Source organism: Yersinia sp. Marseille-Q5920, assembly GCF_946902935.1.
Classification (GTDB): domain Bacteria; phylum Pseudomonadota; class Gammaproteobacteria; order Enterobacterales; family Enterobacteriaceae; genus Yersinia; species Yersinia rochesterensis.
In genome coordinates this window covers 303,318-318,512 of the sequence record NZ_CAMPQA010000002.1, presented here as the reverse complement: position 1 = coordinate 318,512, position 15,195 = coordinate 303,318, and the positions used below count along the sequence as shown (strand labels likewise).

The following is a 15,195-nucleotide window of genomic DNA, read 5'->3' as shown; positions in this document are numbered from 1 at the left end:
TCGGCACCGTTATTTATATACTGCAATCCCAATGAAATCCCGCTCTGAATAAATAAAAAATAATAGACAAGGAATGATACAACGTCATGAGAGTTATTGTGGTTAGTGACTGCGGTTTAACAAAACTATCCTTAGAGATTATTGTTAAAGGAATAAAACGCGTTATAGATAGAGGGCAGGATATTGGTGTGGAGCTATATTACTCTGTTGATAACGAAAATATATATAGCCAATCAAATACCCGAGATATTGTCGTTCTTGATGTTGATAATATTCCTGCCATTAAAATATTTAACACTATTGGCAAAGTCAGAGAGTTGAATCCTCTTGCTTTTATTATGGTATTTTGTCGTAAAGATGAAAAGACAGAAGATTTCATTTGTTTGTCTGTTGTTTCTGATGGCATCCTATGCAAAACAGCTTCTATTGATAGAATAGAGAGTTTGATTGTTAAACTGCTCTCTTTGCGTAAACCCCCAAAGAAATTTGATCAGTTAGATTTGACGAAGAAAATAAAGAACCAGTTAACGAAGAGAGAGAATGAAGTTTTTGAATGTATATTGTCAGGGTTGAGTAATAGTGACATATCAAGAGTGCTTGAGATGAAGAATAAAACAGCCAGTGCTCACAGAAGGAATATATATAATAAACTAGGGGTTAAAGCAATAAATCAAACATTAAGAAATTTATTAATTACAAAATGAAATAGATTTGTTATTATAAAGAATAATTATTTCCCCATATAGGATTAATTATTATTAACCAAGATAATTCTTAATCTTTGGTATTTTAATAACTATATTCTAGTAAAAAGATAGCCTTGTTATTTTTTGTTGTTGATTTGCTGACGAAATGTTTTTATTTATTATGGTAGATGGTAATTACTTTCGTTTTTTTTGCACTATGTCAATAATTCTAATTAATTTTAAATTTTTTTTGCTTTCAATTTAATTAGGTTGTTCCGCTGAGTTATATAAATAAGTTGAAATATAAAACTATCAATTCATAAGAATACGATCTATCCCGCCATTTTAATTCCCTTCAACAGACTTTACATCTATTTTATTTGCTTTAAATAGTGTATAGATCTGGCTTATCACCATTTTACAGCATAAAAGATCACGATGTACAGTGTGTCCTGCTACAAGCGTTGGATTGCATTCTATTGAAAAATACAGCTGAAATCGCTATGCAACAATGATATCAGTATAAGAGAGTGCATATTCAATAGAAGGTTAAGTACTTATAAAGGATTAATGAGGGTATTTTATGAAATCAGTGGCAATAGTAACATTGATGGCAAGTGCGGTATTGGGAGGGTTCAGCACGAAAGCAAAGGTTGATTCCGAGCAACAGACCGCGCCATTATTAAAAAAAAGCACCAATGATCAATGTGTCAATAATTTCTCTATGGTCAAAAAGCTGAATGCGAATGAATTCGGTGTATTTAGAGGCCAGTTTGACAAAGTCAATGACATGTATGCATTCTTAGAACAAAATAGAAATATTTTAGATAATGATCCTAAGCAGCTCATTTCTCTTGAATTAGACTCAAAACTTAAAATGGTGTGTGCCAGAGTTAGAAACACTGCGTTCAACGAAGTCCAAAGCAAAGTAAACTATCTCTCACGGATCTAATCAGTTATTCACTAAAATACTGTAGTATGACTATATGTAATTATTATAATAACTCCGTGTGTAAACTCGTGGTTTAGGTTTTATATCATTATGTTCTTCACTTTTTAGTCGGGTGAATGTTTTATGATGATATGCCACCAATACAATCACTGGGATTAGGGCAGTTTAGTTCGCTAAATTGCTCATTTCTTATCGTTAGTTATTTTATCGCACCATTAATAAACTGAGTTTATTGGGCGAGATACTGAATGACATCATTAAATTAATTAATGATGAACTCTCGTATGTCTGTCAATAATAAAACGGCTTATATCTCTGCGGTAACGGATATCGCCATTCAAAATCGGAACTTTGAATTCACTATGAACGGTTTCCACTCAAATAAATTACTCATGCGAGCAGTTGCCATTAATACATTATTAATGCAATTACTGCTGCCTATATCCATGGCATTTACTCCACTAATATCATTATCGGTGTGCGCTGATGAGCTAGATGAAATAATGATGAAGATGCGATCAGCCGAGATATTGGTTGAATCCACAACAGCGCCAGCACCAATATATTCTGAGCAGCCTAAAGGTCATATTGATAACTCAGCAGTTCCTGACAAATTTAAACCCTCGAATCCTTTCATCGCGCAAGAAGAGCCACCGCTGTTACAGCCGAGTAAAACGCTACCCGATTTGGGATCTGAAAATCAGACATCAGATATTTCTTCTGCCAATAAATTTAATTTTACTGAAGATAATGTTGCCAATACTGCTACCCAAATTTGGGGCGTAATGGGCAGTGAGAATTCTACCAAAGCCGCAGAAAGCGTGGTGAGAGGCGTATCTTCCGGTTTAGCTTCACAAGCGGCCTCCGATTGGCTTAACCAATTTGGCCATTCCAGGGTTCAGCTCAATTCTACAGGAACGGCCAATGCAGATATTTTACTGCCGCTGGTTGAATCGCAAAACAACCTGTTATTTGGTCAGCTAGGAGTCCGTTATAACGGCGACCGGACGACAAATAATGCGGGCCTTGGCGTACGCCAATTTACTGATAACTGGATGTTCGGGGTTAACAGTTTTTATGATTATGATCTGACGGGTAAAAATAGTCGTTTAGGGGCGCAGGGGCTGAGATTTGGACTGATAATCTTAAGTTCTCCGCCAATGGCTATTTCCGGTTGACAGATTGGCACCAGTCAGTGCTGTCGAATATGGAAGATTATAACGAACGGCCAGCGAATGGTTTTGATGTCCGGGCCTTGGCATATTTGCCAGCATACCCTCAGTTGGGTGGCTCATTAATGTATGAAAAATACTTTGGTAAAGGCGTTGCGCTAAACGGCGGAACTACCAGCCCAAATGACTTAGGTGATTCGCCGTCAGCGCTAACGATAGGGGCGAATTACACACCAATTCCATTGATAACAGTCGATGTTGCCCACAAGAACGGTCAGAACACCTCAAATGAGCTTCAGCTCGGTTTGAACTTTAACTACCGCTTCGGTGTGCCGTGGATTGATCAAATTAATAAAGATGCTGTCGGTTTGATGCGCAGCCTTGCGGGCAGCCGCTATGATTTGGTCGATCGTAACTACAATATTGTTATGCAGTATCAGAAACAAGACCTGATCAATTTAACTCTGCCCGCCACAATTTCAGCTCATGCGCTGGAAAATGTCACTCTGACAGGGGCAGTATCATCAAAATATGGCACTGATCGGGTTGAATGGAGCGCGCCGGTTCTGATTACTGCTGGGGGAGCCTTAGCCGCACTGACCACCGAATCAGCCGCCGTTAGACTTCCTGCCTATCAACATCGGCAAAACATCAATAGCTATCAAGTTAGCGCTGTTGCCTATGACATTCGCGGTAATAAATCGAACACCGCCACCACTCAGATTATTGTCCAGGAATCACCGCATCAGATAGCACTGAGTGTCGTGGGTTCAAGTGCCACGGCCACGGCTGATGGTGCGGCGTTAGTGACTTATCGAGCCTCTGTGCTGGATACCGCCAATGGTTCCAATACACCTATGGCTGGCATGAATGTGGCATTCAACTCCACTCTGGGTGATGTGGTCTCATCGAGTGCGACCACTGATAGCGGTACGGCGACTATCCTCAGTGGTGCACTGACCGTCACTCATGACAATGCCATTGCCAATGGTGTGGCGACCAATGCAATAAAAGCTATCGTGACTGATGCCACCGGTAATGTGGTGCCGAATCAGGCGGTGACATTTAGTGCCGATAATAACGCCACTATAGTCGGCAATGGCACAAAGGGGGTCGATGGATCTGTGACGGTGTCACTAACTAACACCAAGGCGAGTGTCACTCATGTCACGGCGACAGTTAACGGTAACAGCCAGAGTGTGGATATCACCTTTATCGCGGACAGCACGACAGCAACCTTCCTCAGCGGTGCACTGACCATCATCCACGATAATGCACTGGCCAATGGCACGGCGCAGGATGAGGTAAAAGCTATTGTCACGGATGCCACTGGAAACGTGGTGCCCAATCAGGTGGTGACATTTCGTGCTAATAACAATGCAATCATTGCCGCCAGTGGGACGACCGGAGCAGATGGTTCTGTGACGGTGTCACTAACCAATGCGACTGCGGGAGGGGCGCGCGTAACGGCGACAGTTAACAGCAACAGCCAAAGTGTGGATGTCACCTTTATCGCGGACAGCAGTACGGCGGTTATTATCAGCGGCGCACTGACCATCACCCGTGATAATGCGATTGCCAATGGCACGGCGCAAAATGAGGTGAAAGCGGTTGTCACTGATGCGACGGGGAATAAAGTGCCGAATCAGTTGGTGACATTCAGCGCGAATAACAATGCGATTATTGCCGCCAGTGGAACAACTGATAGTGGCGGTGTGGTGACCTTGCCACTGACTAACAGCACGGCGGGTGTCACTCAAGTCACGGCCACGGTCAATGGAAACAGCCAAAGTGTGGATGTCACCTTTATTCCTGACAGCACGACGGCCACTATCCTCAGTGGCGCACTTACCCTCACTCATGATAATGCGATTGCCAATGGGGTGGCACAGAATGAGGTGAAAGCCATGGTCACGGATGCCACCGGTAATGGGGTACCGAATCAAGTTGTCACATTCAGTGCCAATAACAATACGGTGATTGCAGCCAGTGGGACAACGGATAGCCAAGGTGTGGTGATCTTGCCACTGACTAACACCACGGCGGGCGTGATCAGGGTAACCGCCACCGTCAACGGTAACAGTCAAAGTGTAGAGGCGACTTTCATTGCTGATGAAAGTACGGCAACTATTATTCGCGGGGCGTTCAGCATTGAGGATGATGGCGCGGTGGCGAATGGCGTCGCCACGAACAGTGTTAAAGCTGTGATGACGGATGCTTTGGGCAATCGCGTGCCCAACATGTTGGTGAACTTCAGCGCAAATAACAATACGGTGATTGCTGCCAGTGGCACCACTGATGCAAATGGCTCGGCCACATTGACATTCACTAATATAAAATCAGGTATCACCCAGGGGACAGCAAAGTAACGGCAACAATCAATAGCACCACCGATTCTGATGTTGTGACGTTTTTGCCGGTGGCATTCAGTGTCAAATTTACCTTGGAAATCTAAGCCGGTAGGGAAATAGAGTAACGATGATATAGAGAGTATTAAAAATCACCTTTAATACTCTCTTATTATCACGCAAAAATTTCAAACTCAGGGTACCAGCCCTTGAATTAACACCTGCTTTGCAGTCACTTTCGCGTGGATATTTATTATGAAATTATTAAAATTATTTTTATTTTCTTCACTGTTTTTAGTGTTGCCAAATACGCTATTGGCACATTATGAAGTTAAAAACCCTCAAACCAGTTTGAGTGAGCTTTCTTTCGACTTAATACATACTTATTGGGATGGGACAAATAACCCGCCGACAGCGGGTGACAAAAATTCTCATATGACCCATGTCAATAGATGTAAAAGGGCATCTAATACGGTCTCACTTAATTCCTGTGTTTTGCGATATAGATTTAGTATGGTGAACTCAAGTGGTGGATTACTAGCTCCGGATATTCAAACATATGATGTGGATCTTCGCGGTAATGGTTCTTACGACGATGAATTAATGGATGCTGCCACCCATTACGATGCGGTTAAAGTGGCGATTGCACATGGCGTCGCTGTTGATCAACATATCTCAATTTCTCGCGCTAATATTACTTCATTGGCCGGCAGTTCAGGAAAGTTTCGAGTAAGTACCTATGGTGTGGGTAGCATCTGTAATAGCAGCACCTCTTGCAGCATACCGACTCCGAATAGCTATACCACCAGTACCCTCGATCTTGTTCAGCAAAATTTAGATGTTGCTTGCGAAGCCAAAGCTGAGGGGGCGACCAGTATTGAAAATATCTTAAGTGGCGAACATATCTATTTATATAATAGTAATGCATCGCGTCGGTCAGAGAATATTGGTGCAATTAACTTATCCGTTAACTGTGTTAATTGGTTGCCAACAGCCAAAAGCAAGACTTTGAAATTTACCATTTCTCCTAATGTGGTTATGGCGACTGGGAGTAATACTGAAGTGACATGCGGTGCTTATGTCAATGACATATCAACAACTCAGCCCGGATACACCTTCGCCAAAAACATTAGCATACCCGGTTATGACAGTATGATAGTGGAATATGATACTGACCCTATTTATTATGGATTATATGTTTCGACACCATCAACGACTGCTGAAACATCCCTTGCGCTTAACTGTGGTTTATCAGGGGGATACAAACTGAATTAATTCTTAATAAAGTATCTGGCAGAATGCCGATATCGAGTCATTCTGCCCAATCAACGGATTTAAATTAATTTTACGGATGAGGTTCTTATGGCAGGGGAAATTTCAGCGTTAATTATTGATCAATACCCATTAATTCGCTCTGTAGTGAGAGGGATTATAGAATATAAAGGGGGCAGGGTTTATGAAACTGGTGGAGAACTTGAATCAATAAAAATGGCTAATACTTACAAGCCAAATTTAATTGTAGTGGATTTTGTCGGGTATAAAAGTATCCAGCTTAATCTTATTCATAAATTAATGATTGTCTCCCCTGAGTCTAAAGTCCTTATCTATACTTCTTTAATGTCAATTTTTTACCTGAAAAAATGCCTTGAAATAGGCGTTCGTGGCTATGTACACAAAAGGGATGAAGTCATTAATTTCGATGGCGCTATTGATGCAGTGATATCGGGTTATTGCTGTTTTCCTCAGGGTGGGCTGCCTGTGAACACAGAATATATTTTGTAGGTGACCCAATGGAAAATAAAAGTGTATTGGAATTAATCTCATGAGTAAATTTGTTTCATTTTCTTTATCTTTATTCTGGTTTGTTTGGTTATTCTGCCTTTTTAGTTTACTTATTGTTGAAACATTCCCTGATATAATGAGTTACATACATTCAATTTATTTGGGTGCGAATGTATCGGAGGATACCTACGATTCTCTGATTGCTCTCTCTCTATGGTTATCATTTTTTTCTGCAATAATCGCCATGTTTTTTATAGATGTATTTTTCAAGAAATTAAAAGAATTTAGCTAAACAAAAACTCGATTTACATGTGTTATTAAAGGAGATAAGCGCTATGGAAGATAAGCTTGCAATCGTTCAACACCCTTGTTCTTTTACCCGATTTAGCCTGGAACGTATTTTGAAAAAATTATTAATGAGTGAATCGGTCAATATCGTAGCCAGTGTCAATTCTCTTAGTGATTGCTATGATAATCTGGTGAAGTTCCCGGAAACTCATTTAGCTATTCTGAGTTTACGAGGAGAGGATTATACCTCTGGCGATAGTCTTAGTCTGGTTGTCGACTGGTTACGAATACACCGCCCAAACTGTCGTGTGATTATTATCGCCGAGGAGTTTTGTGTTTCTCTCGTGAGGCAGTTTTTTTCCGGTGTTTCCCAAGTCTGTGCTGTTATTGCGCAAAATGAGTCTGTTAGTCAATTTATCACTCAACTAAACCGGGTATTTTCAAGCTCAATGGTGCTGAGTGGGAAACCGCCCTGTGTATTATCGAAGCGCGAACGAACAGTGCTGGCTTTATTACTGCAAGGTAAATCAAACAATGCTATTGCAGATCACTTGCAATTAAGTAATAAAACTATCAGCTATCATAAGCGCAGTGCTCTGGGCAAATTAGGCATCCCCACATTACAACCGATGCTGATGAACTCAGGAATTGTCTCGCAATTACTGGAGAATATCAGCGCTGAGCCACAATACGCGACAGCGTAATATTCTGATGAACTAGACTATAAAAATAGATTATTACTATTTTACTACAGACATGAGAGCAGCTAAACAGCACTGAATAACTATCGAAAAGCCACTGTGAGTAGCAGTGGCTATCGTTGAGTGCTTAAGAGATTATCTGAGAGAAGAGCGTTTCAATTGGGCTTTTTCAAGCACAGCGCCTCACTCGTGACATACTTAGTTGCCATTCCCGGCATCCAGCCTGATGGAATACCCCGACAAGCTATATATCCTCTTTTTTCAAATTCATTTATAAAATAAAACCTGAACCCTATCTGAAAAACAATAGACGTAAGGAAACAGACGATAATGAATTTAGAAACTGTCTTTTGGACAGAGTTGGAGGCTTGGCGCCCTAAAAAAATAGGCGGAACAGAAAGAAAGGTAAGTGGGAGCAATATAAGAAAACACGTAATTCCGTATATGATAAAAGATGAAAAAACAATAACATCAGGAAAAGATAAATACTCATTTATGGCATCTAAAGTCAGATATATACCTCCAGCGCTTAACGGTATAACTAAAAATAACACACCAAAAAACATAGATACTCTTCTTTTTAATGTGAGTTCGTACATTAAAACCACCTAGTATTAAAGTTACTCAATACTTCCTTGATATAGTTTCTGACTTCATACTCAATAACTTCTTTTCCTTTATCAAGCATCTTATCTGCATACATAGCCCCCAAATCCCAAATCCCTTGTTCCACCTCGCGAGCTTTTTCTACAAATTCTTGCTGTGCACCTTCAATGCACTTAACAACTTTATCTGTAACACCAAATTTATCATCTAAATGGTTTAAACCAATTGCAGAAACCAACCCGGCGACAACAACGACAACCAAAGGAACCGCAACGGTAGAAACAACCCCTAGAGCTATAGTCCCAACACCCCAACTAATAGCCGCCGCCACACCTATTTTCACTACATCGGTTGCTAAGGAACCGATAAACTCAGACAGTGAGGTAGCGTCATTCAATATAAAATCAACAGTTCGGTAAGCTGCTGCCACATAAAATGTTAATCGGGCACCACTAACAATTGAATTTCTCAGCCCATATTTACCGATACCTAAATCAACCACTTTCGGATTCTTTAACGCAAATACAGGCGCGGTTAATACTTTTCTAACCCCAGCATAGCCCGTCAGTTTTATTAACTCAGTACCTTTATGATTAACGTAGACCGTAGCCCTAATACCGAAGTCACCTAATCGAGCAATAATCATCGAGGTGGTGACAACATCCTTTCCGTTTACACCGTAATTAACCATCACTTGCCCGGCACCGGACTGTGTGGTTTCCACCCAAGCAGTTTTGGTGTCTTTCCAACCCCATGATTGGAGTACTTCCAAACTCTCAGAGAGTGTCAGTAGCATCACATCTTGATGGGTTCGTGCCAACATTGCGCGTAAAGCGTCATCTGGTAGAGTACGGGTATTCCGTAACACTGGATAATCCGGCACAAACTCAGAAGGTGGTTTTTCACCCGTGAGATAGGGCGGCGCACTGGCTCTTTTAGCTGACTGGGCATATTGCTGTGGCTCAGTAACTGGCGAATTTGCCGCTGTGCGGGAAGAGGCGGCCTGTGGTTGCCCCCCCTGATAAGGGCCATGAGATGCCCAGGTTTGTGACGGAATGAAAAATGCTTTGCACGGACAGGTTGAGCGGCTATATAGCGTGCTGGCGACGTAATGCCCATGCACTATCTCGCCCGGATGCCCGCCACCCACGCTGTAGCTGCCGGGGTGTTTCCCGCACGAAACTTTACTGCCATTCACCGCGACCGGATTATTGGCAAATGTCCTCTCCGCTATCCCCTCATGAACTATCCCGCCACAACTGGTCTTGTCACCTTTAACTATCCAGTATCCTGCTGCCATATCATCCCTTATTCATCCATTTGCCAATATCAATTTGGCAATAAGCTCAAAAAGGTAAGGGATAATGATGAATCAGGCAATTAAAAACTGAAATCATGTTTTATGTGTGACAACTGAAATAAGACATACAGTCAATCACTGCCGGTCAGGGAAATACTGAAAAAGTCGCATCATTGGAAAAGTCTCTTTTATATCCTGCCTTCACGTTTACCGCTATAACCCGGAAACGTCATTTCCGGTACACGGATACTTTTTGAATCCCTGACTGTGAAATTAGTGTAATATGTGCGGTCACGAACCAGCGTGTAGAGGCGTCTGTGTGACGGTCACGACGGCATGCTGTGTTCCAAAATGTATTACAATCAATGAGTTCTGCTTGATTGTGAGCTTAACTTATTGATTACAATATATAACACGACGCCTGTGAAGGCGACATTAGAGGTTGCTCAATGAGCGAGAAGTCAAAAGACCAAAAGTTACCCAACGTAAAGTTATCCAGCCCTAAACCGCAGGATGACAAGGTTGTGGGTGAAAAAACAAAAGTTGTAGGTGAAAAATTACAGAAAATCTTGGCACGGGCCGGTCATGGCTCACGTCGGGAAATCGAAACAATTATTCAACAGGGCCGCGTCAGCGTTGATGGTAAAATATCAAAGTTGGGTGATCGCGTTGAAGTCACACAGGCCACAAAAATTCGCCTGGATGGTCATCTTCTTCCTATTACAGAATCTGAAGAGGCTGTGTGCCGTGTTCTGGCGTATTACAAGCCGGAAGGTGAACTCTGTACTCGTAATGACCCTGAAGGCCGCCCAACGGTATTTGATCGTCTGCCTAAACTGCGCGGTTCGCGTTGGGTTGCGGTAGGGCGTTTGGACGTTAATACCTCCGGTTTATTGCTGTTTACCACTGATGGTGAGCTGGCCAACCGCTTGATGCATCCCAGCCGTGAAGTTGAACGCGAATATGCGGTGCGCGTGTTTGGTCAAATCGATGACGAAAAAATCAAGCAACTTAGCCGTGGTGTTCAATTGGAAGATGGCCCAGCGGCATTCCGCACCATTAGTTTCCAAGGCGGAGAGGGGATTAATCAGTGGTATAACGTCACTTTGACCGAAGGGCGCAACCGCGAAGTTCGCCGCTTGTGGGAAGCTGTCGGTGTACAAGTTAGCCGCCTGATCCGTGTACGTTATGGTGATATCAATCTGCCCAAAGGCCTGCCTCGTGGCGGTTGGACTGAATTGGATTTGAAAGCCACTAACTACCTACGTGAGTTGGTGGAGCTGGACTCTGAAACTGTCAGTAAATTGCCAGTTGAGAAAGACCGTCGTCGGGTTAAAGCGAATCAAATTCGTCGTGCAGTTAAACGCCATACCGAAGTCGCAGGCCGTCAGGTTGCCGGTCGTCAAGGCTCAGCGCGTAAAAGTTCTACCCGCCAAAATGCAGGTAACGCAGCTCCAGCAGCCGCTACCGGGCGTCGTGGGTCTAACAAGCGCGGATAAGTTATCTATGGGAAGGAATCATTTCCTTCCCAATTATTCATTGTAAGCATTGCTTTACCCCTTTCTCAGCTATTCCTTTTTCTTTCCTATAGTATAAGAAACTTACTTCGTTTCTTTCGAAAGCATAAAATACCTATAATAAATGGTTTTACAGCATATACACGCCATCAACCAAGGTTGAATAGCACTGGTCTCAAGATATTCTGTGTGCCTACATTGCTCTTGGGGAATCCCCCATCGAATTCAAAATCTAAGGAGCATTAACATGAAAAAATCTCTGTTAACTACCAGCGCAGCTATTTTATTTGTTGTCGGCACCGGATTTTCCTCTGTGACTTATGCTTGCGGCGGCCCTCATTCTCATTACGGCGATAATTGCGAAAAGACCTGTAGCCCACTTTCAGAGCCATGGAAGTCAATCTGCTACTTTGGCGGTACACAGGATAAAGGTCAGCCATCGAGTCAAGTGGTTCCGGGGATGGGAGGGCTAACTCCGGCTCTTGGGACACTAACTCCACCCAATATCCCTATGATCCCACTAGAGAAATAATGAGAAAAACTAAGCCAGTCAATATGGGTTAGTCAGGTTTGGATATCACTATAAAGCTAAAATGCCGCAGATATTCTGTCTGCGGCATTTGATTGATTTGAATGATTGCTGACAATTACCAGTCAATACCCATTTGAGCTTTAATACCGGCATCAAAAGCATGTTTAACCGGGCGTAATTCACTGACGGTATCAGCCATTTCCAATAGATCTCGATGGCAACCACGGCCAGTAATAATCACTGTTTGATGGGCAGGGCGTTGCTTCAGCGCATCAACGACTTCATCCAGTGATAAGTAATCATAAGCGACCATATAAGTCAGTTCATCCAACACCACTAAATCCAACGTCGGATCCGCTAACATCCGCCGCGCGTGTTGCCAGGCCTCCTGACAAGCTGCGGTATCTGTTTCTCTATTTTGCGTATTCCAGGTAAACCCAGTAGCCATCACCTGAAACTCAACACCATGTTGTTGCAGTAGATTTTTCTCGCCGTTCGGCCATTCACCTTTAATAAACTGTATCACACCCGCTTTCAAACCATGACCAACAGCACGGGTTACGGTACCAAAGGCGGCGGTGGTCTTACCTTTGCCATTGCCGGTAAAAACAATCAAGATGCCGCGGATTTCTTGCGCTGCTGCAACCCGTGACTCAACCTTTTCTTTTATTTTTTGTTGGCGTTGCTGGTGGCGTTCTTCAGACATGAAACATTCCTTTATTCTGCGGGGCCGGGTTTACGGCCGGGTTGTGCATCGAAGCTGATACCGGTCTTTCTGCGGCTATCGTCGCCCATCAGGTAGAGATACAGTGGCATAATCTCCGCCGGTGTTTTTAACTTACTGGCATCTTCATCCGGGAAGGCGTTGGCCCGCATCTGAGTGCGCGTCCCCCCTGGATTAATACAATTAACTCTCAAGTTACCCTGTTTATATTCTTCTGAAAGCACTTGCATCATGCCTTCAGTGGCAAACTTTGACACGGCATAAGCTCCCCATCCTGCTCGGCCCTGACGACCAACACTGGAACTGGTGAAAACCAAAGAGGCACTGGGTGACTTCAGTAGCAATGGCAAAAGTGCTTGAGTGAGCATAAGTGTTGCATTGACATTCACTTGCATAACCTCTTGCCAGACGGTGATACTTTGCTCCGCCATCGGGGCTATCTCACCTAATAAACCGGCATTGTGCAATACACCGTCCAGATGCGGAATCTGATGGCTGAGCGCATCCGCCAATTGTTGGCAATCTGACACAGTTGCATGCAGTAAATCCAGCGCCCAAACAGTGGGCAATTGGCCGCCTGCCTCTACAATTTGCTGCTGTACAGCAACCAGTTTGTGTAGGGTTCGGCCGACAAGAATCAAGCGAGCGCCAAAGCGTGCATAAGTTAGAGCCGCTTCGCGACCAATACCATCACCTGCACCCGTGACTAAGATAGTGCGATTATCGAGCAGGTCATGTTTGGGTTGGTAATGCATAATTATTCCTTTTACGGACGGCAGAAATTGGGCTTTTATAGGCCGCGATATCTCTTACATTCTTATATTTAAGCGAAACCAATGCAATTTTTCATTTGCGCAAGACGGCGGCTTAAGGGTTCGCTAGAATGCAGGTATCTCTTTAATTGCAGAAATTGCAGATGAATAAAGGCGGTATTTGTGGAGTTATTTTCTCTGTACGGGTTGTTTCTCGCTAAAGTGGTGACCATCGTGGTCGCGATTGGCGCAGTAGTCTTGTTGGTTGTCAGTCAGGGAATAAGGAAACAAGGGCAACGGGGAGAACTTAATCTGGTTGATTTGGGGGAGCAATATAAGGAAATGCAACGTGAAATGCGGTTGGCCCGCATGAGTCATGTTGAGCAAAAAACCTGGGTCAAAGAATTTAAAAAGCAGCAAAAATCTGATCAAAAACTCAAAAAACAACGCGCCAAATCGGGCGCGGTGGCTGCGGTGAAACCTTGCCTGTATGTCATTGACTTCAAAGGGAGCATTGACGCTCACGAAGTGACTTCATTACGCGAAGAAATTTCTGCGGTGTTAGCCGTGGCGACAGACAAGGATGAAGTGTTGCTCAGGCTGGAAAGCCCAGGTGGCGTGGTACACGGCTATGGCTTGGCGGCATCGCAATTAGAGCGTCTGCGTCACAAAGGCATTCGTCTGACGGTTGCCGTCGATAAAGTTGCCGCCAGTGGCGGATATATGATGGCCTGTGTTGCTGACCGTATCATTAGCGCGCCGTTCGCCATTATTGGCTCTATTGGTGTCGTCGCCCAAATACCCAACTTCCATCGTTTACTCAAAAAGAATGATATTGATGTTGAGCTGCATACTGCCGGTGAATTTAAGCGAACCTTGACATTATTCGGGGAAAATACTGAGCAGGGGCGCGAAAAGTTTCGTGAAGATCTGAATGAAACACACTTGCTCTTTAAGCAGTTCGTCCAGCAACAACGGCCTTCTTTAGATATTGATGCAGTTGCTACTGGTGAACATTGGTTTGGTACCCAAGCCAAAGAAAAAGGGCTGGTTGATGCCATTGGTACCAGCGATGATTTACTGATTGCTGAAATGGATAATCATGAAGTTATTGGTGTGCGTTATTCACGCCGTAAACGCTTAATGGATCGCTTTACCGGTAGCGCCGCAGAAAGTGCTGATCGTCTATTATTACGTTGGTGGCAGCGCGGTGAAAAACCCCTGCTATAAGCGGAGATAAAGCGAATCTGATATGAAAACAACAGGGGGAAAGCCCCTGTTGTTTTTTGCGCAATCGCTAAAAAAGAACGTAATAAAAAGAGAATAATCTGCCATTAGTCGATTAAATGATATTTAGCAGACAACACGTGCGCGAGATGTTTAAACATATTAAATACGGCGGTTGTTTTGGCTGTAGGTAAGCCCTGTTCATCGAGAAAGAACTCCCCGCGAAATACCAAAACAGGCCCTTTTTGTTCAACCTCAGTGGCTTTCATTCCATGCAGGTAATCTTCATGTTGACGAATAATCTCATTAGCTTCTGCCAATAATTTATTACGTTCAATCGGTGTTGTGTTTCCGAACATCATATTTCCTCAATACAATTATATTTCCTCACCACAAGGTGATTTCTCTTACTATTGTACTGCGGGTTAGCGTTTGTCCGCAAACCAACTAAGGTTTATTTGAACTGTTGGCAGGTTTGTCATCACAATTGGATAAATTCAGATTCCGAGCTAATTAGGTTGCGTGTCGCTTTTTATCAGGTACAGTGTGGGATTTTATACTATTAGGTGGAAGGTTTTGTTGACGCCATGGGGCAGAATTCACTGCTG

The 15,195-nt window shown here is 43.3% G+C and carries 15 protein-coding genes; 11 read left to right on the top strand and 4 right to left on the bottom strand.

Annotation, left to right across the window (positions count from 1 at the left end; genetic code table 11):
* Nucleotides 1-86: 86 nt before the first annotated feature.
* The 8 genes from OVO64_RS04120 (at nt 87) to OVO64_RS04085 (ending at nt 8,541) form a co-directional block, all read left to right on the top strand.
* Complete coding sequence (locus OVO64_RS04120) at nt 87-704, top strand: response regulator transcription factor (protein WP_267248637.1); 618 nt, start codon at nt 87-89, stop codon at nt 702-704.
* 565 nt (nt 705-1,269) lie between these two features.
* Nucleotides 1,270-1,638, top strand: a complete 369-nt coding sequence (locus OVO64_RS04115) for a hypothetical protein (protein ID WP_267248636.1) — start codon at nt 1,270-1,272, stop codon at nt 1,636-1,638.
* Between the two features lie 284 nt (nt 1,639-1,922).
* Nucleotides 1,923-2,816: an inverse autotransporter beta domain-containing protein gene (locus OVO64_RS04110; RefSeq protein ID WP_267248635.1), complete on the top strand. Its 894-nt coding sequence runs from the start codon at nt 1,923-1,925 to the stop codon at nt 2,814-2,816.
* Entirely contained in the window at nt 2,813-5,179 is a 2,367-nt protein-coding gene (locus OVO64_RS04105) for an Ig-like domain-containing protein (protein ID WP_267248634.1), read from the top strand. The genes OVO64_RS04110 and OVO64_RS04105 overlap by 4 nt, the downstream gene beginning before the upstream one ends.
* Nucleotides 5,180-5,413: 234 nt before the next feature.
* Complete coding sequence (locus OVO64_RS04100) at nt 5,414-6,433, top strand: heme utilization protein (protein WP_120011252.1); 1,020 nt, start codon at nt 5,414-5,416, stop codon at nt 6,431-6,433.
* An 87-nt stretch (nt 6,434-6,520) separates the two neighbouring features.
* Nucleotides 6,521-6,940, top strand: a complete 420-nt coding sequence (locus OVO64_RS04095) for a response regulator (RefSeq protein WP_072089122.1) — start codon at nt 6,521-6,523, stop codon at nt 6,938-6,940.
* 335 nt (nt 6,941-7,275) lie between these two features.
* Entirely contained in the window at nt 7,276-7,932 is a 657-nt protein-coding gene (locus OVO64_RS04090; protein ID WP_050291741.1) for a helix-turn-helix transcriptional regulator, read from the top strand.
* Between the two features lie 327 nt (nt 7,933-8,259).
* Complete coding sequence (locus tag OVO64_RS04085) at nt 8,260-8,541, top strand: hypothetical protein (protein WP_050291740.1); 282 nt, start codon at nt 8,260-8,262, stop codon at nt 8,539-8,541.
* On the opposite strand, the gene OVO64_RS04080 is transcribed toward OVO64_RS04085, so the two are convergent.
* Nucleotides 8,528-9,835, bottom strand: coding sequence for a PAAR domain-containing protein (locus OVO64_RS04080; RefSeq protein ID WP_120011253.1), 1,308 nt, complete (start codon nt 9,833-9,835; stop codon nt 8,528-8,530). The two genes, OVO64_RS04085 and OVO64_RS04080, sit on opposite strands and share 14 nt — an antisense overlap.
* A gap of 449 nt (nt 9,836-10,284) precedes the next feature.
* Here OVO64_RS04080 and rluB point away from each other — a divergent pair, with 449 nt between their 5' ends.
* Nucleotides 10,285-11,334: a 23S rRNA pseudouridine(2605) synthase RluB gene (gene rluB / locus OVO64_RS04075; protein WP_145509898.1), complete on the top strand. Its 1,050-nt coding sequence runs from the start codon at nt 10,285-10,287 to the stop codon at nt 11,332-11,334.
* A 265-nt stretch (nt 11,335-11,599) separates the two neighbouring features.
* Entirely contained in the window at nt 11,600-11,884 is a 285-nt protein-coding gene (locus OVO64_RS04070; protein WP_038633092.1) for a hypothetical protein, read from the top strand.
* Nucleotides 11,885-11,999: 115 nt separating this feature from the next.
* On the opposite strand, the gene cobO is transcribed toward OVO64_RS04070, so the two are convergent.
* Nucleotides 12,000-12,590: a cob(I)yrinic acid a,c-diamide adenosyltransferase gene (gene cobO / locus OVO64_RS04065; RefSeq protein WP_038633089.1), complete on the bottom strand. Its 591-nt coding sequence runs from the start codon at nt 12,588-12,590 to the stop codon at nt 12,000-12,002.
* Between the two features lie 11 nt (nt 12,591-12,601).
* Nucleotides 12,602-13,363 carry a YciK family oxidoreductase gene (locus OVO64_RS04060; RefSeq protein ID WP_145586949.1) on the bottom strand — a complete coding sequence of 254 codons (762 nt, stop codon included), beginning with the start codon at nt 13,361-13,363 and terminating at the stop codon, nt 12,602-12,604.
* Nucleotides 13,364-13,543: 180 nt separating this feature from the next.
* On the opposite strand from OVO64_RS04060, the gene sohB reads away from it, so the two are divergent.
* Nucleotides 13,544-14,590: a protease SohB gene (sohB, locus tag OVO64_RS04055; RefSeq protein ID WP_038633083.1), complete on the top strand. Its 1,047-nt coding sequence runs from the start codon at nt 13,544-13,546 to the stop codon at nt 14,588-14,590.
* A gap of 104 nt (nt 14,591-14,694) precedes the next feature.
* On the opposite strand, the gene OVO64_RS04050 is transcribed toward sohB, so the two are convergent.
* A complete protein-coding gene (locus tag OVO64_RS04050; protein ID WP_038633080.1) occupies nt 14,695-14,946 on the bottom strand; it encodes a YciN family protein in 252 nt (83 codons plus the stop codon).
* Nucleotides 14,947-15,195: the final 249 nt, after the last annotated feature.